Origin of the sequence: Isoptericola luteus (assembly GCF_020297055.1) — a bacterium.
Lineage (GTDB): Bacteria > Actinomycetota > Actinomycetes > Actinomycetales > Cellulomonadaceae > Isoptericola > Isoptericola luteus.
In genome coordinates this window covers 182,946-206,454 of the sequence record NZ_JAIXCQ010000006.1, presented here as the reverse complement: position 1 = coordinate 206,454, position 23,509 = coordinate 182,946, and the positions used below count along the sequence as shown (strand labels likewise).

Annotated in this window: 21 protein-coding genes; 17 read left to right on the top strand and 4 right to left on the bottom strand. The window is 71.7% G+C overall.

The genetic code is table 11. The annotated features are described in order from the left end of the window. Nucleotides 1-18: 18 nt before the first annotated feature. The 16 genes from LEP48_RS10780 to LEP48_RS10705 all read left to right on the top strand — a co-directional run bounded on the left by LEP48_RS10780 (nt 19) and on the right by LEP48_RS10705 (nt 15,833). Nucleotides 19-792 carry an L-threonylcarbamoyladenylate synthase gene (locus LEP48_RS10780; RefSeq protein ID WP_225565594.1) on the top strand — a complete coding sequence of 258 codons (774 nt, stop codon included), beginning with the start codon at nt 19-21 and terminating at the stop codon, nt 790-792. Next, nucleotides 789-1,997 carry a glycosyltransferase family 4 protein gene (locus LEP48_RS10775; protein ID WP_225565593.1) on the top strand — a complete coding sequence of 403 codons (1,209 nt, stop codon included), beginning with the start codon at nt 789-791 and terminating at the stop codon, nt 1,995-1,997. The genes LEP48_RS10780 and LEP48_RS10775 overlap by 4 nt, the downstream gene beginning before the upstream one ends. Next, nucleotides 1,994-2,521: a Cg1360 family ATP-synthase-associated protein gene (locus LEP48_RS10770; protein ID WP_225565592.1), complete on the top strand. Its 528-nt coding sequence runs from the start codon at nt 1,994-1,996 to the stop codon at nt 2,519-2,521. The genes LEP48_RS10775 and LEP48_RS10770 overlap by 4 nt, the downstream gene beginning before the upstream one ends. Nucleotides 2,522-2,781: 260 nt before the next feature. After that, nucleotides 2,782-3,576 carry a F0F1 ATP synthase subunit A gene (gene atpB, locus LEP48_RS10765; protein ID WP_225565591.1) on the top strand — a complete coding sequence of 265 codons (795 nt, stop codon included), beginning with the start codon at nt 2,782-2,784 and terminating at the stop codon, nt 3,574-3,576. A gap of 105 nt (nt 3,577-3,681) precedes the next feature. Next, the gene (locus tag LEP48_RS10760; RefSeq protein WP_225565590.1) at nt 3,682-3,915 is read left to right on the top strand and encodes an ATP synthase F0 subunit C; all 234 of its coding nucleotides are present in this window, start codon (nt 3,682-3,684) and stop codon (nt 3,913-3,915) included. Continuing rightward, a complete protein-coding gene (locus LEP48_RS10755) occupies nt 3,915-4,502 on the top strand; it encodes a F0F1 ATP synthase subunit B (RefSeq protein ID WP_225565589.1) in 588 nt (195 codons plus the stop codon). The genes LEP48_RS10760 and LEP48_RS10755 overlap by 1 nt, the downstream gene beginning before the upstream one ends. Further along, entirely contained in the window at nt 4,502-5,317 is an 816-nt protein-coding gene (locus LEP48_RS10750) for a F0F1 ATP synthase subunit delta (RefSeq protein ID WP_225565588.1), read from the top strand. The genes LEP48_RS10755 and LEP48_RS10750 overlap by 1 nt, the downstream gene beginning before the upstream one ends. Nucleotides 5,318-5,402: 85 nt before the next feature. Further along, nucleotides 5,403-7,031 carry a F0F1 ATP synthase subunit alpha gene (gene atpA / locus LEP48_RS10745; protein ID WP_225565587.1) on the top strand — a complete coding sequence of 543 codons (1,629 nt, stop codon included), beginning with the start codon at nt 5,403-5,405 and terminating at the stop codon, nt 7,029-7,031. Between the two features lie 2 nt (nt 7,032-7,033). Beyond that, nucleotides 7,034-7,933 (top strand): F0F1 ATP synthase subunit gamma, encoded by a 900-nt coding sequence (locus tag LEP48_RS10740; RefSeq protein WP_225565586.1) that lies wholly within the window; start codon nt 7,034-7,036, stop codon nt 7,931-7,933. 67 nt (nt 7,934-8,000) lie between these two features. After that, nucleotides 8,001-9,482, top strand: coding sequence for a F0F1 ATP synthase subunit beta (atpD, locus tag LEP48_RS10735; protein ID WP_225565585.1), 1,482 nt, complete (start codon nt 8,001-8,003; stop codon nt 9,480-9,482). A gap of 118 nt (nt 9,483-9,600) precedes the next feature. Beyond that, nucleotides 9,601-9,885 (top strand): F0F1 ATP synthase subunit epsilon, encoded by a 285-nt coding sequence (locus tag LEP48_RS10730; protein ID WP_225565584.1) that lies wholly within the window; start codon nt 9,601-9,603, stop codon nt 9,883-9,885. 11 nt (nt 9,886-9,896) lie between these two features. Next, nucleotides 9,897-10,316 (top strand): DUF2550 domain-containing protein, encoded by a 420-nt coding sequence (locus tag LEP48_RS10725; protein ID WP_225565583.1) that lies wholly within the window; start codon nt 9,897-9,899, stop codon nt 10,314-10,316. 153 nt (nt 10,317-10,469) lie between these two features. Beyond that, entirely contained in the window at nt 10,470-11,165 is a 696-nt protein-coding gene (gene nucS / locus LEP48_RS10720) for an endonuclease NucS (protein WP_225565582.1), read from the top strand. Nucleotides 11,166-11,253: 88 nt separating this feature from the next. Further along, complete coding sequence (locus LEP48_RS10715; protein WP_225565581.1) at nt 11,254-12,546, top strand: N-acetylglucosamine-6-phosphate deacetylase; 1,293 nt, start codon at nt 11,254-11,256, stop codon at nt 12,544-12,546. Nucleotides 12,547-12,675: 129 nt separating this feature from the next. Beyond that, on the top strand, nt 12,676-15,189 hold the full coding sequence (locus tag LEP48_RS10710; protein WP_225565580.1) for a beta-glucosidase family protein: 2,514 nt from the start codon (nt 12,676-12,678) through the stop codon (nt 15,187-15,189). Continuing rightward, nucleotides 15,186-15,833 (top strand): DUF624 domain-containing protein, encoded by a 648-nt coding sequence (locus LEP48_RS10705; RefSeq protein WP_225565579.1) that lies wholly within the window; start codon nt 15,186-15,188, stop codon nt 15,831-15,833. Before LEP48_RS10710 ends, LEP48_RS10705 begins: the two co-directional genes overlap by 4 nt. 125 nt (nt 15,834-15,958) lie before the next feature. Here LEP48_RS10705 and LEP48_RS10700 read toward each other — a convergent pair whose 3' ends face one another. From LEP48_RS10700 to LEP48_RS10685, 4 genes are all read right to left on the bottom strand, one after another. Next, nucleotides 15,959-17,713 (bottom strand): type 2 periplasmic-binding domain-containing protein, encoded by a 1,755-nt coding sequence (locus tag LEP48_RS10700; protein WP_225565578.1) that lies wholly within the window; start codon nt 17,711-17,713, stop codon nt 15,959-15,961. 32 nt (nt 17,714-17,745) lie between these two features. Continuing rightward, entirely contained in the window at nt 17,746-18,663 is a 918-nt protein-coding gene (locus tag LEP48_RS10695) for a carbohydrate ABC transporter permease (RefSeq protein ID WP_225565577.1), read from the bottom strand. Nucleotides 18,664-18,677: 14 nt separating this feature from the next. Then, nucleotides 18,678-19,703 (bottom strand): ABC transporter permease, encoded by a 1,026-nt coding sequence (locus LEP48_RS10690; RefSeq protein WP_225565621.1) that lies wholly within the window; start codon nt 19,701-19,703, stop codon nt 18,678-18,680. Between the two features lie 282 nt (nt 19,704-19,985). Next, nucleotides 19,986-20,996 carry a LacI family DNA-binding transcriptional regulator gene (locus LEP48_RS10685; protein ID WP_225565576.1) on the bottom strand — a complete coding sequence of 337 codons (1,011 nt, stop codon included), beginning with the start codon at nt 20,994-20,996 and terminating at the stop codon, nt 19,986-19,988. A gap of 343 nt (nt 20,997-21,339) precedes the next feature. Here LEP48_RS10685 and LEP48_RS10680 point away from each other — a divergent pair, with 343 nt between their 5' ends. Further along, nucleotides 21,340-23,472, top strand: coding sequence for a beta-galactosidase (locus tag LEP48_RS10680; protein ID WP_308010012.1), 2,133 nt, complete (start codon nt 21,340-21,342; stop codon nt 23,470-23,472). Nucleotides 23,473-23,509: the final 37 nt, after the last annotated feature.

The window sequence follows — 23,509 nt, the reverse complement described above, 5'->3', positions numbered from 1 at the left end:
CGTGCCAAACTTGGGCAGGTGAGCAGCGTGCACGACGTCAGCGACCCGAACACGTGGGGTCCCTCGATCGACGAGGCGGTGAACACCGTCTCGCGCGGCGGGCTCGTCGTCCTCCCCACCGACACCGTCTACGGCATCGGCGCGGACGCGTTCGACGCGGACGCCGTCGCGGCACTCCTCGCCGCGAAGGGCCGGGGGCGCCAGATGCCGCCGCCGGTGCTGGTCCCCGACGTCCGCACGCTCGACGGCCTGGCCACCGAGGTGCCGGACGACGCCCGCCGCCTCGTCGAGGCCTTCTGGCCCGGCGGCTTCACGATCATCCTGCGGGCCCAGCCGTCGTTGCAGTGGGACCTGGGGGAGACCCGCGGCACCGTCGCGCTGCGGATGCCGGATCACCCCGCCGCCCTCGCCCTGCTGCGCCGCACCGGCCCGCTGGCCGTGTCGAGCGCGAACCGGACCGGGAGCCCCGCGGCCCTCGACGCCGCCGACGCCGTCGACCAGCTCGGCGGCGCCGTCGACACCTACCTGGACGGCGGCACCGCTCCCGGCGGCGTGGCGTCCACGATCGTGGACGCCACGGGCCCCGAGCTGCGCGTGGTGCGCACCGGCGCCGTCCCGCTCGAGGCCCTGCGCGACGTCGCACCGGTGCTCGGGCCCGACGACGCGACGCCCGAGACGCCCGAGACGCCCGGGGAGACGGCTGACCCGGCCCAGGCGGCCGTGCCGGCCGAGGACACCGACGCCGCGACCGACGCCACGAGCGACGTGCCGCAGGGCGGTGCGGCCGGGTGAGGGCCTATCTGCTCCTCATGCTCGTCGCGGCGGCGGTGACCTACCTCAGCACCCCCGCCGCCCGGTGGATCGCCCGCCGCACGAACGCGATCACCGCGGTGCGCGCGCGCGACGTCCACGCCACCCCCCGCCCGCGCCTGGGCGGCCTGGCGATGCTGCTCGGCATCGTGGTCTCCGTGCTGCTCGCCTCGCAGATGCCGTTCCTGTCGGGCGTCTTCGAGACGCCGCAGGCGTGGGGGATCGTGGGCGGTGCCACCATCGTGTGCCTGCTCGGCTGGGCCGACGACGTGTGGGACCTGGACTGGGTCACGAAGCTCGCGGGCCAGGTGCTCGCCGCGGGGTTCATGGCTCTGATGCAGGTGCAGCTCACGTGGCTGCCGACGCCGGGCGGGCTGACGATCGGCGACTCCAACCAGTCGCTCATCGCCACCGTGTTCGTCGTCGTCGTGGCCATGAACGCCGTGAACTTCGTCGACGGGCTGGACGGGCTCGCCGCCGGCGTCATCGCCATCGGCGGGTCGGCGTTCCTGCTGTACACCTACAGCCTGACGCAGCAGGCCAGCCCACAGGACTACTCCAGCCTCGCGACGCTCATGATGGCGGTCCTGGTGGGGGTCTGCATCGGATTCCTGCCGCACAACTTCTTCCCGTCGCACATCTTCATGGGCGACTCCGGCTCCATGGTGCTGGGGCTGGTCTTCGCCGGCGCCGCCATCACGGTGACCGGCAACATCGACCCGGCGGCCACCCGGGACGCGCTCTCCGGCGCGCAGCGGGTGCCGCTGTTCATCCCGCTGCTGCTGCCGGTCGCCGTCGTGCTGCTCCCGCTGCTGGACATGGGGATGGCGGTGGTGCGGCGCCTCGCCGCCGGAAAGTCGCCGTTCCATCCCGACCGGATGCACCTGCACCACCGGATGCTGGCGCTCGGCCACTCGCACCGCCGTGCCGTGCTCATCCTCTACGTGTGGGCGGCGGTGTTCTCGTTCGGCGCGGCCGCGCTCGTACGCTGGGAGTGGCGGGTGGTGCTCGTCGGCCTCGGCATCGCGATCGTCGTCGCCCTGGTGCTCACGCTCGGCCCGCTGCGGACGCGCGGGCGGTTCCTCGACGACGACGTCGCGACGGGTGCCCAGCCCGCCGTCGACGCCCCGGCCCCCGCGGTCCCCGCCTCCGGCCACACCTCCACCCACGAAGGACGGACCCGATGACGACGCCCGAGACACCGCAGCCCGACCGGCCCCGGGAGCCGGCGACGGATCCCGCCGTCGAGCCCGCCGCCGTCGAGCCCGCCGTGCCGGCTACCGCGGGCGCCACGCCGGACGACGCGTCGACGTCGGCGGAGCGCCGCGTCCTGCGCACGGCGATGCGCGACACCCTCCTGCTCCTCGGCGCACTGCTCGTGCTCGGCGTCGGGGTGGGACTCCTCGTCGCCGGGAGCGCGGGGATGTGGGGCGCGCTCGTGGGGGTGGGCCTGGCCGCGTTCTTCTGCGCGACCACGATCTGGTCGATGCAGGCCACCGTCGGCTCGAGCCCGGCGCGGATGGCGGCGTTCGTCATGGGGGCCTGGATCGTCAAGGTCGTCGTGCTCGTCGTCGTGCTGGCCCTGATCCAGGACGCCACGTTCTACGACCCGTGGGTGCTGCTCGTGGTGCTCGGCCTGGGAGCGATCGGGTCGGCGCTGCTCGACTACCGCGCGGTGAGCACGGGCCGCGTCCCGTACGTGCAGCCCTGACCGCGTCCGCCACGGCCGCCTGACCGGCGACGTCGGCCCCCGCGTGGCACCGGCCGCGCGGGACCGGCGTCGTGCGAATGTTCACAAGCCGCAAGATCTGGCCGGAACTGGGCAGGCCAGGGTGTCGTAGCACGGGTGATCATCCGGTAGGCTGTGCGCGAATCCATGACGGCCTGGTCCGATGGCGTGCCCACCTCTCCGTGGAGCGCCCCCGGTCCGACGACCTCCGGGAGACCCCCCTGTTCACGCCAGCGTCCCCCATGCTTCTCGCCGCCTCCGAGGGCGAGGGTGGCTTCCATGCGCCGACGGTCGCGGACTTCTTCCCGCCGGCGATCTTCTTCGAGGGCACGGTCTTCGAGTTCAACCGGGTCATGCTGATCCGTGTCATCGCGGCCGTCGTCCTCCTGACCGTCTTCGTCATCGCCGCGCGCCGCGCGAAGCTGGTGCCTGGCCGGTTCCAGAACGTGGTCGAGATGATCCTCGACTTCGTGCGCAACGCGATCGCGATCGAGGTGCTCGGCGAGAAGAACGGCCGCAAGTACTTCTTCCTGCTGGCCACGATCTTCTGCACCGTGCTGGTCATGAACATCACCAGCGTGGTGCCGTTCCTGAACCTGGCGGGCACGTCGGTGATCGGCCTGCCTATCGTGCTCGCGGCCTGGACGTACGTGATGTACCTCGGCGCCGGCGTCAAGGCCCAGGGGTTCGGCGGCTTCCTCAAGAGCTCCCTGTTCCCCCCGGGCGTGCCGAAGGTGCTCTACCTCCTGCTGACGCCGATCGAGTTCCTGCAGGTCTTCGTGCTGCGCCCGGCGACGCTGGTCATCCGGCTCCTCGCCAACATGGTCGCCGGCCACCTCATGCTCGCGATCTGCTTCACGGCCACGTCGTTCTTCCTGTTCGACTCCGCCGGAGCGATGAAGCTCTTCGGCGCGGGCACTCTCGTGGCAGGGTTTGCGTTCTTCCTCTTCGAGGTCTTCGTGGCGGCGCTGCAGGCGTACGTCTTCGCGATCCTCACTGCGGTCTACCTCAACATGTCCATCGAGGCCGAGCACTGACCGTCTAGCGGCTCCCGGCGCAGCCGGAACCACCAGCCTTACTCCCAGCACCATCAACGCGACGCCCGGGCCACCGAGGTCCGGCGCCCAACGGAAGGAAACCCAGTGGACGTCACCACTCTCGCCGAGGTCACCGGAAACATCGGCACCGTCGGTTACGGCCTCGCGGCGGTCGGCCCGGGCATCGGCCTCGGCATCCTCATCGGCAAGACGATCGAGGGCATGGCCCGTCAGCCCGAGGTCTCGAGCCAGCTCCGTACCACGATGTTCATCGGTATCGCCTTCGTCGAGGTGCTCGCGCTCCTCGGCCTGGTTGCCGGCTTCATCGTCCCGGCCTGATGAGCTCCCCCCTGGACTCCTCCGCGGCGGTGATGGCCGCCGAGGAGACACAGCAGAACATCCTGCTGCCGCACCCGCCGGACATCATCTGGTCGCTGGTGATCGTCGTGATCATCGGGCTCGTCTTCTACAAGTACGCGCTGCCGAAGTTCCAGGCCGTGCTGGACGAGCGGACCGCGAAGATCGAGGGCGGCCTGGCCAAGGCAGAGCAGGCGCAGGAGGAAGCGGCCGCAGCGCTGGAGGAGTACCACCAGCAGCTCGCCGAGGCCCGCGCGGACGCCGCGAAGACCCGCGAGGAGGCGCGTGCCGAGGGCACCGCCATCGTCGCGGAGCTGCGGTCGAAGGCGCAGGAGGAGGCCGGTCGCATCGTCGAGACGGCGCACCGCCAGATCGAGGCCGAGCGTCAGACCGCCGCGGTCTCGCTGCGGGCCGAGGTCGGCGCGCTGGCCACGGAGCTCGCCTCCAAGATCGTCGGTGAGTCGCTCGAGGACTCGGCACGCCAGTCGCGCGTCGTCGACCGCTTCCTCGACGAGCTCGAGGCGTCGCAGACCGCGTCTGCCACCACCTCGGCCGGCAAGGAGGGCTGATGCGGGGAACGAGCGGAGCATCCCTCACCGCGGCGCAGGAGCGGTTCGAGCCCGTGCTGCGGACGGCCGGGGCCGGCGCGCACGCGCTCGGCGAGCAGCTGTTCGCGGTCGTGGACGCGCTCGACGGCTCCACGGCGCTGCGCCGTTCGTTGGCCGACCCGTCGCGGGCGGCCGGGGACAAGGTGGCCCTGGCCACCAGCATCCTCTCCGGCGGCTTCGACGAGCGTGTCGTGGACCTCGTCGCCGGGGTGGCCCGGTCGCGCTGGTCCAGCGACGCCGACCTCGTCGACGCTCTCGAGCGCCTCGGCGTGGACGCCGTGCTGGCCGGCGCCGAGGCGCGCGGTGCGCTCGAGACGGTCGAGGACGAGCTGTTCCGCCTCACGCGGGTCCTCGTCGGCGAGCGCGAGGCGCGGCAGGTCCTCTCGGACTCGTCGACGGCAGCGGAGCGCCGTGGCGCCCTCGTGGACACCCTGCTCTCGGGCAAGGTGGACGACACGACCCAGGCGCTCGCGCGCCGGGCGACGTCGTCGCTGCGCGGACGTCGGTTCGTCGCCACCCTGATCTGGTTCGGCGAGGTGGCTGCGGAGCGTCGCAAGCGTCTGGTCGCATCGGTCACCTCCGGCTCGGTGCTCACCGAGGCGCAGCAGGCCCGGCTCAGCGCGCTCCTCGAGAACGCCTACGGCCGTGCCGTGCAGCTGAACGTCACGGTCGACCCGACCGTGGTCGGCGGGCTGCGCATCCAGGTCGGCGCCGACGTCGTCGACTCCACCGTGCTGTCCCGCCTGGCCGACGCCCGTCGCCGGCTGGCCGGCTGAACCCTTCCCCAGGCCCAGCGCCGGCTTCGGCCGGCACCCGCAGAACGTGAGGTCGCGCAAGGCGCGGCCACGACAGGAGAGAGCAATGGCTGAGCTGACGATCCGGCCGGAGGAGATCCGGGCCGCACTGGACAGCTTCGTGAAGTCCTACGAGCCCGAAGGCGCGGTCACCGAGGAGGTCGGTCGCGTCACCCTTGCCGCCGACGGCATCGCGAACGTCGAGGGCCTCCCCGGCGCGATGGCGAACGAGCTGCTGCGCTTCGAGGACGGCACGCTCGGCCTCGCGCTGAACCTGGACGTCCGTGAGATCGGCGTCGTCGTCCTCGGTGAGTTCACCGGCATCGAGGAGGGCCAGGAGGTCCGCCGTACCGGCGAGGTCCTCTCGGTCCCCGTGGGCGAGGGCTACCTCGGCCGCGTCGTCGACCCGCTGGGCAACCCGATCGACGGGCTGGGCGAGGTCGAGACCGACGGGCGCCGCGCGCTCGAGCTGCAGGCGCCCGGCGTCATGCAGCGCAAGTCGGTGCACGAGCCGATGCAGACCGGCATCAAGGCGATCGACTCGATGATCCCGATCGGGCGCGGCCAGCGCCAGCTGATCATCGGTGACCGCCAGACCGGCAAGACGGCGATCGCGATCGACACGATCATCAACCAGAAGGCCAACTGGGAGTCGGGCGACCCGACGAAGCAGGTGCGCTGCATCTACGTCGCCATCGGCCAGAAGGGCTCGACGATCGCCTCGGTGCGCGGCGCCCTCGAGGAGGCCGGCGCTCTCGAGTACACGACGATCGTCGCGGCTCCCGCGTCCGACCCCGCGGGCTTCAAGTACCTCGCCCCCTACACCGGTTCGGCCATCGGCCAGCACTGGATGTACCAGGGCAAGCACGTCCTGATCATCTTCGACGACCTGTCGAAGCAGGCCGAGGCCTACCGCGCCGTGTCCCTGCTGCTGCGGCGCCCGCCGGGCCGCGAGGCCTACCCCGGTGACGTCTTCTACCTGCACTCCCGTCTGCTCGAGCGTTGCGCCAAGCTCTCGGACGAGCTGGGCGCGGGCTCGATGACCGGCCTGCCGATCATCGAGACCAAGGCGAACGACGTGTCGGCCTACATCCCGACCAACGTCATCTCGATCACCGACGGCCAGATCTTCCTGCAGTCGGACCTCTTCAACGCGGACCAGCGCCCCGCGGTCGACGTGGGCATCTCGGTGTCCCGCGTCGGCGGTGACGCGCAGGTCAAGGCGATGAAGAAGGTGTCGGGCACGCTGAAGCTCGAGCTGGCGCAGTTCCGCTCACTCGAGGCCTTCGCGATGTTCGCGTCCGACCTCGACGCGGCCTCGCGCGGCCAGCTCGCCCGCGGCGCGGTGCTGATGGAGCTGCTCAAGCAGCCGCAGTACACCCCGTACCCGGTGGAGGAGCAGGTCGCCTCCGTCTGGGCCGGCACCAAGGGCAAGCTCGACGACGTCCCGGTCGAGGACGTCAAGCGGTTCGAGTCCGAGATGCTCGACCACCTGCGCCGCAACACCGAGGTGCTGAGCACGATCGCCTCCACGGGCAAGCTCGAGCAGGACACCGAGGACGCGCTGGCCAAGGGCGTCGAGGACGTGCGCAACGGGTTCCTCAAGGCGGACGGCACGCCGCTCGTCGGCGGGGACGCCGAGACCGAGGCGGCCGACGTCGAGCAGGAGCAGCTCGTCGTGCAGAAGAAGGCCTGAGCATGGCGGGCGGATCCCAGCGCGTCTACAAGCAGCGGATCAAGTCGACGCAGTCGCTGAAGAAGATGTTCCGCGCGCAGGAGCTGATCGCGGCGTCCCGCATCGGCAAGGCGCGGGCACGCACGGCTGCGGCGGCGCCCTACGAGCGGGCCATCACCCGGGCGGTGTCGGGCGTGGCGGTGCACACGAGCACGAAGCACCCGCTGACGAGCGAGCGGACCGACACGAAGCGTGTCGCCGTGCTCGTCATCTCCTCCGACCGCGGCATGGCCGGCGCCTACTCGGCGTCGATCATCCGTGAGACGGAGCGGCTCGTCGCCCAGCTCACGGCCGAGGGCAAGGAGGTCGAGCTGTACGCGGCCGGCCGCCGTGCGACGTCGTACTACCGCTACCGCGGGCGCACGCTGGCCGCGGAGTGGTCGTACGGGTCGGACAACCCCCAGTCGGACGTCGCGAAGGAGATCGCCGACACGCTGCTCGGCGCGTTCCTCGCGCCGGTGGACGAGGGTGGCGTCGCCGAGCTGCACGTCGTGTACACGCAGTTCGTCAACATGGTCACCCAGCGTCCGCGCGTGGTGCGCATGCTCCCGCTCGAGGTCGTGGAGGGCGTGGCGGCGCCGGGCGAGAACCAGGCGCAGCCGCTGTACGACTTCGAGCCGACGCCCGAGGTCGTGCTCGACACCCTGCTCCCGCGCTACGTGCGTAGCCGCATCTTCAGCTTCATGCTGGACGCGGCGGCGTCCGAGCTGGCCGCGCGCCAGCGCGCGATGCACACGGCGACCGACAACGCCGAGGACCTGATCCGCAACTACACGCGCCTGGCGAACCAGGCACGGCAGGCGGACATCACCCAGGAGATCAGCGAGATCGTCTCGGGTGCCGACGCCCTCGCGGCCTCATGACGCCAGTGATGACGCCGCGGACGAACGTACTGACCCCCGGAACGAACCTTTCGAAGCGAGGCAAGCAATGACCGCCACCACCGTGGAAGCCCCGGTCGAGCACCAGAGCGGACCCGGCGTGGGCCGGGTCGCGCGCGTGATCGGCCCCGTCGTCGACATCGAGTTCCCCGAGGACGCGATCCCCGAGATCTACAACGCCCTCAAGGTCGACATCGACCTGTCGGGCCAGGGCGAGGACGAGAACTCGTTCACCCTCATGCTCGAGGTCGCGCAGCACCTGGGCGACTCGCTCGTGCGTGCGATCGCGCTCAAGCCCACCGACGGCCTGGTCCGCGGTGCCGCCGTCACCGACACCGGTGCGCCCATCAGCGTGCCCGTCGGCGACGTCACCAAGGGCAAGGTCTTCAACGTCACGGGTGACGTGCTCAACCTCGCCGAGGGCGAGAAGCTCGAGATCACCGAGCGCTGGCCGATCCACCGCAAGCCGCCGGCGTTCGACCAGCTCGAGTCCAAGACCGAGATGTTCGAGACGGGCATCAAGTCGATCGACCTGCTCACGCCCTACGTGCAGGGTGGCAAGATCGGCCTCTTCGGTGGTGCGGGCGTCGGCAAGACCGTCCTCATCCAGGAGATGATCCAGCGCGTCGCCCAGGACCACGGCGGTGTCTCCGTGTTCGCCGGCGTCGGCGAGCGCACCCGTGAGGGCAACGACCTCATCGCCGAGATGGAGGAGGCCGGCGTCTTCGACAAGACGGCCCTGGTCTTCGGCCAGATGGACGAGCCGCCGGGCACGCGCCTGCGCGTCGCCCTGTCCGCGCTGACGATGGCGGAGTACTTCCGCGACGTGCGCAAGCAGGACGTGCTGCTGTTCATCGACAACATCTTCCGGTTCACCCAGGCGGGCTCCGAGGTGTCGACGCTGCTGGGCCGCATGCCGTCCGCGGTGGGCTACCAGCCGAACCTGGCCGACGAGATGGGCCTCCTGCAGGAGCGCATCACCTCGACCCGCGGTCACTCGATCACGTCGCTGCAGGCCATCTACGTGCCCGCGGACGACTACACCGACCCGGCGCCGGCGACGACGTTCGCCCACCTCGACGCGACCACGGAGCTCTCCCGCGAGATCGCGTCCAAGGGTCTGTACCCGGCGATCGACCCGCTCACGTCGACGTCGCGCATCCTCGACCCGCGGTACGTGGGCCAGGAGCACTACGACGTGGCGACGCAGGTGAAGTCGATCCTGCAGCGCAACAAGGAGCTGCAGGACATCATCGCGATCCTCGGTGTCGACGAGCTCTCGGAGGAGGACAAGACGGTCGTCGCGCGTGCGCGCCGAATCCAGCAGTTCCTCTCCCAGAACACCTACATGGCGAAGAAGTTCACGGGCGTCGAGGGTTCGACCGTCCCGCTGAGCGAGACCATCGAGGCGTTCAAGAAGATCGCCGCGGGCGAGTTCGACCACATCGCCGAGCAGGCGTTCTACAACATCGGTGGCCTCGAGATGCTCGAGGCGAACTGGGCTCGCATCCAGAAGGAGTACGGGGCCTGACGGCTTCGTCCTTGCCACCAGGCGCGACGTCGTCCCGCCGAGCGGTCGGTCCTCCGGCCGCCTCGGCGGGACGACGTGGTAGCACCAACTCGAGCACGACCCGAAAGAGGAGCATCAGATGGCAGAGCTGAACGTCGACCTCGTCGCGGCCGACCGCAAGGTCTGGTCGGGTGCGGCGCGCCAGGTGAGCGCCCCGTCGGTCGACGGCCAGGTGGGCATCCTCCCCGGCCACACGCCGCTCCTCGCGGTGCTGCGACCGGGCACCGTCAAGGTGTCGACGGCGCAGGGGACGGCCGTCGAGGCGGAGGTCACCGGCGGGTTCGTCTCCGTCGACAGCAACCTCGTCACGATCGTGGTGGACGAGATCAGCGAGCTGACCGGCCGCGAGCCGGCGCTGCGCTGAGCGAGGCGCTGGTGTCATACGTCGTCTGGGCCGCGGTCGCGGTCGTCGTCGTGCTGGCACTGGTGCTCGCCGCCGGGGCCTCCAGGCTGCGGACGCTCTCGCGCCGCGTCGGGTCGTTCCCGTGCCAGGCCCGACCGGCCGACGACCCCCGGGCACCGTGGGTCGTCGGCATCGCGCACTATGCCGTCGGTCGTATCGACTGGTGGCGCGGCTGGTCGCTGGCCCCGCGCCCCGCACGGGTGTGGCAGCGGGAGCGTCTGATCCTCACGGGACGGGTGCCGCTCGACCAGGCAGGCCAGGCCGACGCGGTCCTGGTGCGCTGCCGGTACGACGACACCGACTTCGAGCTCCTCGTGTCGTCCGGCGCGTACGCAGGGCTCGCGTCATGGCTCGAGTCGTCGCCGCCGGGGCGCCGCGACCTCGTCGTCTGAGGCGAAGGGGGCGGCGGAGGGTGAGGGCCGAGGAACGAGGCACTCGCGCCGAGCGGAACCGCAGCCTCGGACGACAGAGGGTGCAGCGTCTGAGGCAGCCTCTGACGACAAGAATGCGCTGACCGAACACCCGACTTCATCCCGAGGGGGACCGTGCGACTCGTCGTCGCCCGCTGCTCGGCCCGGTACACGGGCCGGCTCACCGCACACCTGCCGCTCGCCACGCGGCTGCTGGTCGTCAAGGCGGACGGCAGCGTGCTGCTGCACTCCGACGGCGGCTCGTACAAGCCCTTGAACTGGATGAGCCCGCCGTGCGCGACGGCGGTGCGGGCTCCGGACGCCGAGGCCGTCGAGCGCGGTGTCACCGAGGTGTGGACGGTTCAGCACCAGAAGTCCGACGACCGCCTGGAGATCGAGCTCCACGAGGTCGCGCACGACTCCGCCCACGACCTCGGCGTGGATCCGGGCCTGATCAAGGACGGCGTCGAGGCGCACCTGCAGGAGCTCCTCGCGGCGCAGATCGAGCTGCTCGGCGCCGGGCACACCCTGGTGCGGCGGGAGTACATGACCGCGATCGGGCCGGTCGACATCCTGGCGCGTGACGGCGCCGGCGGCACGGTCGCCGTCGAGATCAAGCGCCGCGGCGACATCGACGGCGTGGAGCAGCTCACGCGCTATCTCGACCTGCTCAACCGTGACCCGTTGCTGACGCCGGTGCGCGGCGTCTTCGCGGCCCAGGAGATCAAGCCGCAGGCGAGGGTCCTGGCCACGGACCGGGGGATCGGGTGCCTCGTGCTCGACTACGACGCGATGCGCGGCGTCGACGACGTCGACTCCCGGCTGTTCTGACCGTCGTCGGGCGCGCCGCACCGGCGAGCCCAGACGGAGTTTGTGAGCAAGGTTTCGATACTGCTCGGCCGTGCGGCAGGATGGCGGCATGAGCGCTGAGCCCCTCCCGGCCCCCGGTACCACGGACCCTCACGGCACCCCGCGCGCGGTGGCCTGGCGTGGCCGCGTCGTGACCCCGCACGATGTGATCGACGACGGCGCCGTCGTCGTCTCGGACGGCACGATCCTGTGGGTGGGCCCCGTGTCCGCCGCGCTGCACGCCGACCCGGCCGTCCGCGCCGCCGTCGAGGCGTCCGCCGACCCCGAGGCAGGCGCCACGGTGCTGCCCGGCCTGGTCGACCTGCACAACCACGGCGGCGGGGGAGCGAGCTTTCCGGACGCGAGGGACGCGGCCGAGGCGATGGTCGCGGTGCGCGAGCACCGTCGCCACGGGACCACCACGATGCTCGCCTCCCTGGTCACGGCGGACCGCGAGACGCTGCTGGCGCGGGCCGCGATGCTCGCGGACCTCGTCGAGGCGGGCGAGATCGCTGGCATCCACGCCGAAGGGCCGTTCCTCTCGCGCGAGCGCCGGGGCGCGCAGAGCCCCGACGACCTGCTCCCCGGGGACGCGGCTCTGGCACGCGAGCTCGGGGAGGCCGCTCGAGGCTCCTTGCGCACGATGACGGTCGCCCCGGAGATCGCGGGCGTGGTCGGCGCGGACGGCGCCGCTACCGCCCTGGTGGGGGCAGGCGTCGTGCCCTCGCTCGGCCACACCGACGCCACCACCGAGCAGGCGGAGGCGCTGATCGCCCAGGTGACGGCGGACCTCGCCGCAGCCGCAGCGGCGGGGGCACCCGCGCGCCGGATGACGGCCACGCACCTCTTCAACGGCATGCGGCCCCTCCACCACCGCGCGCCAGGCCCGGTCGCGGCGTGCCTGGCCGCCGCGGCGCGCGGCGACGTGGCGGTGGAGCTCGTGGCAGACGACGTGCACCTGGACCCGGCCACCGTACGGACCGTCATCGAGACGGTCGGCGCCGACAACGTGCTCCTCGTGACGGACGCGATGGCGGCCGCGGGCATGGCCGACGGCTCCTACGAGCTGGGCCCGATGGCGGTGACGGTGCGCGGGGGCGTCGCGCGGCTCACCGACGCCGAGCACCCGGACGGCGGCGCCATCGCGGGCGGCACCGCTCACCTGGTCGACGTCGTGCGTCGCACCGTCGCCGCGGGCGTGCCGCTCGCGGACGCCGTGCGCTCGGCGTCCTGGGTGCCGGCGCAGGTGCTCGGCCTGGACGACGTCGGCGGCCTCGTCGTGGGGCGCCGGGCCGACCTCGTGGTGACGGACGCCGACCTGCGGGTCCGGCAGGTGGTGCGCGCGGGCGTCGAGGTCGGCTGAGCGCGGCGTCTCGCCGCGCGACCTCGCGTTGCTCCGAGGGGCGTGTGCTCGCTACCGTGCGTTGTTGAAGCGCTTCGACAACGAGCGTCAGCCTGCCAGTGCCGCACCGCCGCGGCCGAAGGAGTACCCGTGGACGTGCCCCCCTTCCGAGACCACCGCCTGCCCACCGCCGAGCGCGCGCGTGACCTGCTGTCCCGGCTGACGCCGTCGGAACGGGTCGCAATGCTCCACCAGCACGCGCCCGCGGTGACGCGGCTCGGGCTGGCGCCGTTCCACACCGGGTGCGAGGCGCTGCACGGCGTGGCGTGGCTGGGCCGGGCCACCGTGTTCCCGCAGCCCGTGGGGCTCGCGGCGACCTGGGACGCGGAGCTGGTCCGGCGCGTCGGCGACGCCGTCGCCACCGAGGTCCGCGCCAAGCACGAGGCGGACCCGTCGGTCAGCCTCAACGTCTGGGCGCCGGTGGTCAACACCCTGCGGCACCCCGCGTGGGGCCGGAACGAGGAGGGGTACTCCGAGGACCCGCACCTGACCGCCCACCTCGCGACGGCGTACTGCCGTGGGCTGCGCGGGGACCACGACCGCGTGTGGAAGACCGTGCCGACGCTCAAGCACTTCCTCGCCTACAACAACGAGACCGACCGTTCCTCGACGAGCTCGGACATCCCGCCGCACACGCTGCACGAGGAGGAGCTGCCGGCCTTCCGCGAGCCCGTCGAGGCGGGTGTCGCGGGCGCCGTGATGCCGGCGTACAACCAGGTGAACGGGGTCCCCGCCCACCTGCAGGCCGAGCTGTTCGACGAGCTGCGCTCCTGGTCCGAGCACTCGGTCGCCCTCGTCTCGGACGCCGCCGCGCCCACCTTCCTCGTCTCGCTGCAGCGGGCCTGCCCCGACCGGGCGAGCGGCAACGCCGCCATGGTGCGCGCCGGCGTCGACTCGTTCACCGACGACGACGCCGACGCCCGCCCCACGATCGAACGGATCGAGGAGGCGCTCGATCGCGGCCTGCTCACCGCCGAGGACGTCGACCGGTCGGTGCTGCGGCTCCTCGAGCTGCGGTTGCGGACGGGGGAGATGGACGGCGACGCCGACCCGTACGCGGGCACCGGCACGATCGACCTGCCCGCCCACCGGGAGCTGGCGCGCGAGGCCGCCGCGCGGGGCGTCGTCGTGCTCCGCAACGACGCCGGGGTGCTTCCGTTCGGGGCGCCGGGGTCCGTCGCCGTCGTCGGGCCGCTCGCCGACGCCGTCCTGACCGACTGGTACTCCGGGACCCCGCCGTACGCGGTCTCCCTCGCCGACGGCCTGCGGGAGCGGCCGGGGACCGAGCGGGTGGAGGTCGCGACCGGCGCCGACGTGGTGGCGCTCCGCGTCGCTGGCGACGGGGCGTACGTGACGGTGTCCGAGGACGGCGCGACGGTCGTCGCCGACGGTGTCGACGCCGGCAAGCTGGCCCGGTTCGACGTCACCGACTGGGGCGACGGCGTGCTCACGCTCCGCTCCGCCGCGTCCGGCCGTCTGCTCACCGGGGCCGCCTGGCCGGTGCGCGCCGACGCCGACCGGGTCGGGGGCTGGGAGGCGCAGGAGATCTTCCGCCGGCACGTCCACGCCGACGGCTCGTGGTCGCTGCTGCACCTCGGGTCCGGCCGGTGGGTCCGCGTCCAGCGCGGCACGGGGGTGGTCTGCGCCGAGGCCCGGACGCTCGACGAGGCCGCCCGCTTCGTGCCCCGGCTCCTCGAGTCCGGCGCGGCACGCGTCGCGGAGGTCGCCGCCCGCTGCGACACGGTCGTCGTGGCGGTGGGCAACGACCCCCACGTCGCCGGGCGCGAGACGCAGGACCGCCCCCACCTGCTGCTCCCGGACGCCGCCGTCGAGGTCTGGCGTGCCGCCGTCGAGGCGAACCCGCGCGCGGTCCTCGCGATCGTCTCCAGCTACCCGTACGTGCTGGGCCCGGGCGTCGCCGACGCGTCGACCGTGGTGTGGAGCAGCCACGCCGGGCAGGAGCTGGGCCACGGCCTGGCCGACGTGCTCACCGGCGCGGTGGAGCCCACCGGCAGGCTCGCCCAGACCTGGCCGGCGCGTCCCGAGCAGGCCGGTGACCTGTTCGACTACGACACCCGGCGTCAGCAGGTCACCTACCGCCACCTGCCCGCCGACGAGGGCGGTGTCCCCACGTTCGCGTTCGGGCACGGGCTGACCTACGGCACCGTCGGTTACGGCGAGCTCGCCCTGACCGCCGGCGTCGTCACCGCACCGCGGGAGAGCCGGGACCATCCGCCGCTGCACCCGGCGGGGAGCTCGTCCACGCACGTCGTCACGGCGCGCGTCACGGTGCGGAACACCGGCGACCGCCGCGCGGAGGAGCTCGTGCAGGTGTACTCCCTGGGCTGCCCGACGGCGCCCCTGCCCACGCCCGTACGGCTGCTGCTGGGCTACCGCAGGGTCGTCCTGGCGCCGGGCGACGAGGCCGTGGTCGAGATCCCGTTCGACGTGGCCAGGCTGGGCGTCTGGGACGGTGTGCCGGACGGCGGGATGCTCGACGGGGCGCTGCGCGTGCAGCCGGGGGAGTACACGGTGGCCGCCGGTGCGTCGAGCGCCGACCTGCCCGTGCGATGCCGGCTCACGGTGGAGGAACCGTCGTCATGAGGGTCGACCCCGACAGCCGCAGCGTGCAGGGGCTGACCACGTTCATCCTCTTCGTCGTGCTCAACGTGCTGTACCTCGTGGTCTGCCTTCCTCTGGTCACGATCGGCGCCGCCACCACGGCGCTGAACGAGGTGACCCTGCGGTACGCGGACCACGAGCGCGGCGACCTGGTGCGCGGCTTCCTCGGCGGGCTGCGCCGGAACGCCTGGCGGGGCACGGCGGTCTTCGTGGCGCTGGGCGTCCCGGTGGCGATGCTCGTGTTCAGCGCGGTGTTCTGGCTATCAATGAGCAGCGTCGTCAGCGCCGTGGCGGGCGTGCTCTCCCTGCTGGGAGCGGGCTACCTGCTGGCCGCGCTGCTGTACGCGTTCGCGTTGTCGGCCTGGTTCGACGCCTCGGTGCGCCGGACCCTGCACAACGCTCTGCTGCTGCCGCTGGTGGAGCCGGCGCGCACCCTGGGGCTGGTGCTGGTCCCCGTGGCCGTGGCGTGCCTGTGCTACGTGCTGCCCCAGACGCTCGTCCTGGTGGGGACGATCGGGTTCTCCTTCGGGGCGTATGTCAGCGCCTTCGTGCTGCACGGGGTCTTCCGCCGTCGGCAGGCCGACCCGTCCGAGCTCGAGCCGGTGAACATGCACACCGGAGAATGACCGCGCCGGGTCGGCGTGCGGCCGGCCAGGACCGCACAGGGCACGGCGAAGGGCCCGGGCTGCGAGTGCAGCCCGGGCCCCTCGCCGTCAGTCACTCGCCGGCGGGCCGGTGACGGGGGCGTCGATCACTGGAACGTCGAGGCGACCTCGACGCGGGCCTCGTTCTGGGCCTTGGCGTTGGCCATGTCGAACTCGAGCACCGTGGCGTAGCCCAGGCCCTCGACGGTCTCCTGCATCTTCGCGAGCAGGGCGTCGAACTCGGCCTGGTCCTTCGCGAAGACCATCTTCCACGAGTGCTCGATGATGCTGGCCTTGACCTGGCTGCGGATCGCCTCGATCTCGGAGGTGTCGGCGGGGGCGGCGTAGCTGGACCCCGGTGCCACGATCACCTGGTCGTTGGTCTGCAGGTACTCCATCGTGGACTTCGCGTCGCCCATGTGCGCGGCCCAGTCCTCCGTCAGGGGGTTGGCCGTGGCCTCCTGGTAGGAGGGCCAGTACTTGTAGCTGTACGGGAAGCCGGTGGCCGGGTTCTCGTCGATGGGCAGCACGGTGTTGACGTTGAGCGCCGACACGCCGTCCTGGTACGCGCCGCCGCCCCACTCGGCGGGCACGTCGGCGCCACCCTCGAGGAACGCCTTCGTGCCGAACTCGGTGAGCACGGGCTCGCCGTCGTCACCCGTCTCCCAGGTGAGGCCCTCCGGGCCGGACGAGCCCATGGTCTGCGACGAGTTGGCCAGCACGCCCTCCGGCGAGTAGAGCCAGTCGATGAACGCCGCGATCCGGGCCGGGTCCTCGGCGCCCGAGCCGATGCCGAGGAACTGCTTGCCGCCGTACACCTCGGCGCCGTAGGAGAAGATCTGCTGATCCTGCATCGGTACCAGCTCGAAGCCCTTGCCGTCGGCCATGTTCTGGTCGGTGTTGTAGGCGGACTGGCCCAGCCACGGCCACCAGGAGAGCAGCACCTGCCCGTTCTGGTACTTCGAGAACATGGTGTCGTAGTTCTGCGTGGTCGACTCGGGGTCGACAAGGCCCATCTGGTTGGCGTCGAAGTAGAACTTCAGCGCGCGGACGTACTCGGAGTCGGAGTCCACGATGCTCTGGTACTCGGAACCGTCGGCCTTCGCCAGGACGAAGCCCATCTCGTCGAAGCCGTAGAGGCAGGCCGGCTGCTTCGCCGTGACCATCATGTTGCCGTCCCAGTCCTTGAAGAGCGAGATGGCGTAGGCGGGCTGGCCGTTCTCGGCCTTCGGGTGGGCGTCCTGCATGGTCTTGAGCACGGGGAGGAGGTCCTCGAGCGTGCCGATCTCCGGGTAGCCGGCGTCGGCGTAGAGGTCCCATCGCAGGTAGGGCCCGAACGTGGGGTCGATGCCCTCGGACGGCTCCGTCGGCTTGAGGGACGAGACCGAGGTGGGGAACCCGTAGACGCCGTCCTTGCCCTCGTTGAGGTGGTCGACGGCTGCGTCGTACGGGGCGACGTTCTTCATCGAGTCGTAGTACCTGGACGAGTCGAGCAGCAGGCCGCCCTCGATGAGCTCGTCCATCTGCTCGCCCTTGTCGACCACGATCAGGTCGCCCAGGTCGCCGCCCGCGACGCGGGTGTTGTAGAGGGTGTCGCCGCCGCCCGCGACGTTCGGGGCCAGGACGTTGAGCTCCATGTTGAACTTGTCCTTGACGATCTTGCCGAACCAGCCGCCCTGGATGCCCATGTAGTTCGCCAGGCCGTCGTACACGTCGATCGTGATCGGCTCGGCGGCGGACCAGTCCTGGTCGAGGCTCACCGGCGTCTTGTCGTCCTCGCCGGCGGCGGTGGTGCAGGCTGTCAGGGTCAAGACCCCGAGCAGCGGAGCCACCATGACGGCGACCGATCTCCTGAAATTCATGACACCCCTTCGTGTTCGTGATGGCAACGCGGTCAGCCCTTGACCGCGCCGAGCATGATGCCCTTGACGAAATACCGCTGGAACAGCGGGTAGATGAAGATGATGGGAAGGACGACGATCACCGCGACCGTCATCCGGATCGACGTCGGTGTCTGGCTCGTGGCCGCCGAGACGATCGACCCGAGGTTGCCCTGGGCGTTCTGCGCCGCCTGCGCCAGGCTGCTCGCCTGGTTGGTGTACGTGTAGAGCAGGTACTGCAGCGAGTAGAGCTTCTGGTCGGTGATGTACAGGAGCGTGTCCTGGAACGAGTTCCACTGCGCCACCGCGGTGAAGATCGCGATCGTGGCGAGGATCGGCGTCATGTTCGGCAGGATGATGCGGAAGAAGATGCGGATCGTGCCGGCGCCGTCGATCTCCGCGGCCTCCTGGAGCGACCGGGGCATGGACTCCACGTAGGTCTTGACCAGGATGATGTTGAAGGGCTGCACGATCGCCGGGAGGATGTAGACCCAGAACGAGTTCGTCAGCCCCAGGGACTTCATCGTGATGTACAGCGGGATGATGCCCGCGCTGAAGTACATGGTGAAGATCGTGAGCCGGTACCACAGGGAGCGCTTCCACATCCGCTCCTGGGTGAACATGAAGCCCAGGAAGGCCGACGCCAGCACCGTGCAGGCCGTGCCGATGACGGTGCGCGCGACGGAGACGACCGCGGCCTCCGAGAGCCCGTTGAGCTGGAGGATCTGCCCGTAGTTCGACAGGTGCGCGCCCTCGGGCCACAGCCGGACCCGGCCGAGGGCGCTCAGGTCGTTGGCGCTGACCGAGTTGATGATCAGGTAGTAGAACGGGTAGGCGCACAGGATCGCGAAGAGCAGGAACCCGGCGTAGTTCACGACACCGAAGGGGATGTCTCCCCGGGTGCGCCGCGTGGCGAGGCTGGTGGTCGGCACGGTGCGTCCCCCGGTCAGATGATCGACGTGCCGCGGGCGCGCTTGGCGATCGCGTTGGCCGTGATGAGCAGGAGGACGGAGATGACGCTCTTGAGCATGCCCAGCGCCGTCGCCATCGACAGGCTGTTGCCCGTGATGCCGATGTTGTAGACGTACAGGTCGAGCACCTGGATGTACTCCTTGTTGAACGCGTTCTGGAACACGTAGAACTGCTCCATCCCGTTGTTGAGCATGTTGGCGATGGACAGCACGAGCAGGACCACATAGGTGGGCATCAGCTGGGGGAAGGTGATGTACCGCATGATCTGGAAGCGGCCCGCCCCGTCGATCCGCGCGGACTCGTAGAGCGCCGGGTCGATCGACGTGATGGCGGCGAGGTACATGATCGCGCCCCACCCGAGCCCCTTCCACAGGCTCCAGAGCAGCATGGTGAGCCACACGTTCTGGTCCGTGTCGAGGAACTTCAGGGGCACGGTGATCAGGCCCCAGTCGTGCAGCACGGAGTTGACCAGGCCGGAGGTGGAGAAGAGGGAGAACGCGATCATGTAGACGAGCACCCAGGAGATGAAGTTCGGGAGCGTCGTCAGCGTCTGGACGGCGTTGCGGAACCAGGGTGCCCGGATCTCGTTCAGCAGCATGGCGAAGAAGACGGGGAGCAGCGACGTCGCGATCCCCAGGAAGCTCATGGCGAGGGTGTTCGCCATGACCTGCCCGATCTGCTGCACCTGCGTCGGGGAGGAGACGAGCATGCTGAACCACTGCCACCCGACGAACTCGCTGCCGCCCAGCCCGAGGGCCGGCTTGTAGTCGAAGAACGCCGTGGCCCACCCCGCGAGCGGCAGGTACGAGAACAGGAACATGAGCACCAGGAACGGTGCAATGAGCAGGAACATCGTCTTGGACGAGCCCTTGCCGCGGCCTCGGCCGGCGTCGCGCCCCGGGCGCCCGGGCCGGCCGTCACGTCGCTTGCTCTGCCGGCGCTGCTCGGCCACCGCCTGGGTGGCGGCGCCGCGTTCCAGCAACGGCGCTCCCTGGGTCATGCTCACCTGTCACTCCTTCGTGATGGGTCGTGGGACGCTCCGCGACCGCCGCAGCGTCGAAGCGCTTCGAATTGAACCATCCGGACCGGTGGCTCCGCAATGCTTGTCCGCGGTCGAAGTTCGCCGACCGTCCCGGGGCGGCGGCGATCGATGCGATTCGATGGACGGTCGGCCGCCGCGTCGCCGGCGCACGACGGCGCACGACGGCGTCGTCGTGCCACGACGTGGGCCTGCGGCACGCGGCGCCGCGCGTGGGGCGGGGGAGGAGTGGGTGGTGAGAGGCTAGGCGGCGGAGGCGCGGGGGCCCGTGCTCGCGCGCTGCGTGAGCTCCGGGGTCAGCAGCCGGGACTCGGCGGGCTGCTCGCCGCCGAGCCGCGCCAGCACCATGTCGACGGCGACCCCGCCGATGACCTCGCCGGGGATGTCGATGCTCGTCAGGGGCACGGCCTGCGCGGTCGCCACGTCGGTGGGGCACAGGGCGACGACGGAGGCGGCGCCGGGCACCGACCGGCCGTGCTGCTCGAGCCGGGCCAGGACGTGGGGCAGTGCTCGCTCGTTGTGCACCATGAAGCCGGTCGTCCCCGGAGCCCGGTCGAGGATGGCGTCCACCGCGGCCCGGGCTCCCTCGGGGGTCGCCTCGCAGGGCTCGACGTCCCCGGCCAGGGACCGGTGGGCGCACGTGTGGCGGAAGCCGCGCAGCACGCGGTCGGCGTAGCTCGTGTGGCGCGCCATGACCTCCGGCGGCGGGCCGACGAGCGCCACCTCCCGGTGGCCGGCGTCGGCCAGGTGCGACGCCCCGAGCCGTCCGGCGGCCTCGAAGTCGAGGTCGACGCAGCTCAGGCCGGCGGGGTCGCGGGGCAGGCCGATGAGTACCGTGGGCTGGCGCAGGCCGCGCAGCACGGGGATGCGCGGGTCGTCCGCCTCGACGTCCATGACGATGATCGCGTCCACCATCGACCCTGCCGCCACGCGCTCCAGGCCGCCGGCGTCGTCCTGGGTGAGCAGCAGCACGTCGTGGTCCGCGGCGCGTGCGCGGGTCACCACGCCCGTGACGAACTGCATGATCACGGCGACGTCGACCCCGGAGCGAAGCGGCGCCATCAGGCCGATGACGTTGGTGCGGCTCGACGCGAGCGCCCTGGCCCCCGCGTGGGGGCGGTAGTTGAGCTCGGCGATCGCCTGCTCGACGCGCTTGCGCGTGGGGCCGGAGATCGACCGTTTTCCCGACAGCACGTACGACACGGTCGACGCGGACACTCCGGCCGCGCGGGCGACGTCCTCGATCGTGGCCACGGGCTCAGCTCCTCACAGGTCGGTCGACGGAGGCGGGCAGGCACCGGCCCGCCCCGCTCGAAAGTGTTTCGACGCGCTTCGATGCCGGCTCCGTGAGAGGGGCCGCGCAGGACGGGGCGGGCCCGACGACGGCGCGACGCATGGCTCGCCGAGCCTGAAGAACCGCGAGATCGCGGCCTCCGCATGAGCCAGGAATGGCGGACTGCCGGAGGCTGGGCCGGGTGCCGGCGCAGGGGCGACGGCTCTGGACACCTGGCATCGCGCCAGGCTACCGTGGCGAAGCGCTTCGACAGAACCGGACGTCCGGGTCGAGCGAGCGGTGCGGCTCCGACGGGGTGAGCCCATGGATCTGGAGGCGACGGTGCCGGGGAGCTCGACCATGACGGACGGCGTGCGCGGCGACCTGTTCGCGGCACTGGTCGACGATCTCGGCCTCCTGTACGGGGGCGACTACAACCCGGAGCAGTGGACGCCCGACGTCTGGCGCGAGGACGCGCGCCTCATGGCCGCGGCCGGCGTGAACCTCGTGACGGTCGGCGTGTTCAGCTGGGCGCGGTACGAGCCGCGGCCGGGCGTGCGTGACTTCGCCTGGCTCGACGAGGTCCTGGACCTGCTCCACGCGGCCGGCGTCGCCGTCGACCTCGCCACCCCCACCGCGTCGCCGCCCCCGTGGCTGGGACATCGTCATCCCGACACCCTTCCCGTCGACGCCGACGGCGTCCGGCTCGTGCCCGGGTCGCGCAACCAGTTCAGCCCCGCGTCGCGGGTCTACCGGGAGCACGCGCTGGCCATCACCCGCGACCTCGTCGCCCGATACGCGGGCCACCCGGCGGTGCGCATGTGGCACGTCGGGAACGAGTTCGGGCAGGTCTGCCACGGCGAGGAGTCCACGCGGGCGTTCCGGGACTGGCTGCGGCGCCGCTACGGCACGGTGGACGGGCTCAACACGGCGTGGGCCACGACGTTCTGGTCGCAGCACTACAGCTCGTTCGAGGAGGTGCTCACGCCGCGGCGCATGCCGTACCACGTCAACCCGACCCAGGCGCTGGACTTCCGTCGCTACGCGTCCGACCAGCTCCGCGAGCTGTACCGCGAGCAGCGCGACGCGATCCGCGAGGTGGACGCCGAGCGGCCGGTCACGACGAACTTCATGGGCTTCTTCCCGCTGGTGGACTACTGGTCCTGGGCGGACGACCTCGACGTCGTGGCAGACGACGCGTACCCCGACCCCACGGACCCGCACGCGCCCGCCGACACGGCCCTCACCCAGGACCTCATGCGCTCCCTCGGGGCGGGGCGGCCGTGGGTGCTCATGGAGCAGGCGGCCGGCGCGGTGAGCTGGCGACCCCACAACGTGCCGAAGTCGCCCGAGCGCTCCCGCCTCGAGTCGCTGCAGGCCGTGGCCCGCGGTGCCGACGGCGTGTGCTTCTTCCAGTGGCGTGCGTCGCGCGCCGGCGCGGAGCGGTTCCACTCCGCGATGCTGCCGCACGCCGGCCCCGACACCCGCGTCCACGAGGGTGTCCGGCGGCTGGGCGCCGACCTGCGCCGGATCGGGTCCGTCGCCGGCGGCCGGGTCCACGCCCGTGTCGCCATGCTCTTCGACTGGGAGTCGTGGTGGGCCGCCGAGGAGCAGGCCCGCCCCACGGAGCGGCTGCGCGTGCTCGATCAGCTCCGGGCCTGGTACCGGCCGCTGTGGGAGGCCGGTGTCGCGGTCGACGTCGTCCGGCCCGGCGCCGACCTGACGGCGTACGACGTCGTGCTCGTGCCGCAGTCGTACGTGCTGACCGAGGTGGCGGGCCGTGGCCTCGAGGCCGCCGCGCGGCGCGGGGCGAGCGTCGTCGTCGGGCCGTTCAGCGGCGTCGCCGACGAGAACGCGCACGTGCGCACGGGCCGCTTCCCGGTGCTGCTGACGGGTGTGCTCGGCCTCAGCGGCGAGGAGTGGGTGCCGTTGCCCGACGACGGCGTCCCGCTGGCGCTCGGGGACGCCCTCTCGCTCGACGGCGCCGGGGGCACGCTCGACGGGGGCGGCGTCGGGCCCGGTCCCGACGGTGCAGGGGCCCCGGGCGGTGCCCCGCGGGCGAGCGTCCTGGGCGAGCTCGTGCGCGGGGAAGGCGCCGAGATCCTCGTGACGTACGCCTCGGGGCACCTCGCGGGAGCGCCCGCCGTCGCGCGGCGGGCCGCGGGGGAGGGGGCCGGCTGGTACGTCGGCACCGTCCTGCCGGCGCCCCTGCTCGGCCGCGTCCTGTACGACGTGCTCGCGGAGGCCGGCGTGACGGGCGTGCTGCCGGACCTGGCGGGGCACCCGGGTCTGGAGGCGGTGCGCCGCGGGGGTGCGCTCTTCGTGCTCAACCACTCCGGCCACGCCGCCCGGGTGCCGTTGACCTCGCCGTTCGTCGACCTGCTGACCGGCGCGCGGCTCACCACCGCGCTGCACGTGGCCGCCGGAGATGCGGCGGTCCTCGCCCCGGCGGACTGATCCGCAGGAGCGCGCGTTTCGAAGCGCTTCGAGAGCA

Bases quoted from the DNA above. Each gene is read 5' to 3' on its own strand.
- LEP48_RS10700 (WP_225565578.1), bottom strand. From the start codon at position 17,713: ATGAATTTCAGGAGATCGGTCGCCGTCATGGTGGCTCCGCTGCTCGGG.
- LEP48_RS10690 (WP_225565621.1), bottom strand. From the start codon at position 19,703: ATGACCCAGGGAGCGCCGTTGCTGGAACGCGGCGCCGCCACCCAGGCG.
- LEP48_RS10705 (WP_225565579.1), top strand. From the start codon at position 15,186: ATGAGGGTCGACCCCGACAGCCGCAGCGTGCAGGGGCTGACCACGTTC.
- atpD (WP_225565585.1), top strand. From the start codon at position 8,001: ATGACCGCCACCACCGTGGAAGCCCCGGTCGAGCACCAGAGCGGACCC.
- LEP48_RS10680 (WP_308010012.1), top strand. From the start codon at position 21,340: ATGGATCTGGAGGCGACGGTGCCGGGGAGCTCGACCATGACGGACGGC.
- LEP48_RS10740 (WP_225565586.1), top strand. From the start codon at position 7,034: ATGGCGGGCGGATCCCAGCGCGTCTACAAGCAGCGGATCAAGTCGACG.
- atpA (WP_225565587.1), top strand. From the start codon at position 5,403: ATGGCTGAGCTGACGATCCGGCCGGAGGAGATCCGGGCCGCACTGGAC.
- LEP48_RS10730 (WP_225565584.1), top strand. From the start codon at position 9,601: ATGGCAGAGCTGAACGTCGACCTCGTCGCGGCCGACCGCAAGGTCTGG.
- LEP48_RS10755 (WP_225565589.1), top strand. From the start codon at position 3,915: ATGAGCTCCCCCCTGGACTCCTCCGCGGCGGTGATGGCCGCCGAGGAG.
- LEP48_RS10770 (WP_225565592.1), top strand. From the start codon at position 1,994: ATGACGACGCCCGAGACACCGCAGCCCGACCGGCCCCGGGAGCCGGCG.
- LEP48_RS10750 (WP_225565588.1), top strand. From the start codon at position 4,502: ATGCGGGGAACGAGCGGAGCATCCCTCACCGCGGCGCAGGAGCGGTTC.
- LEP48_RS10715 (WP_225565581.1), top strand. From the start codon at position 11,254: ATGAGCGCTGAGCCCCTCCCGGCCCCCGGTACCACGGACCCTCACGGC.
- atpB (WP_225565591.1), top strand. From the start codon at position 2,782: ATGCTTCTCGCCGCCTCCGAGGGCGAGGGTGGCTTCCATGCGCCGACG.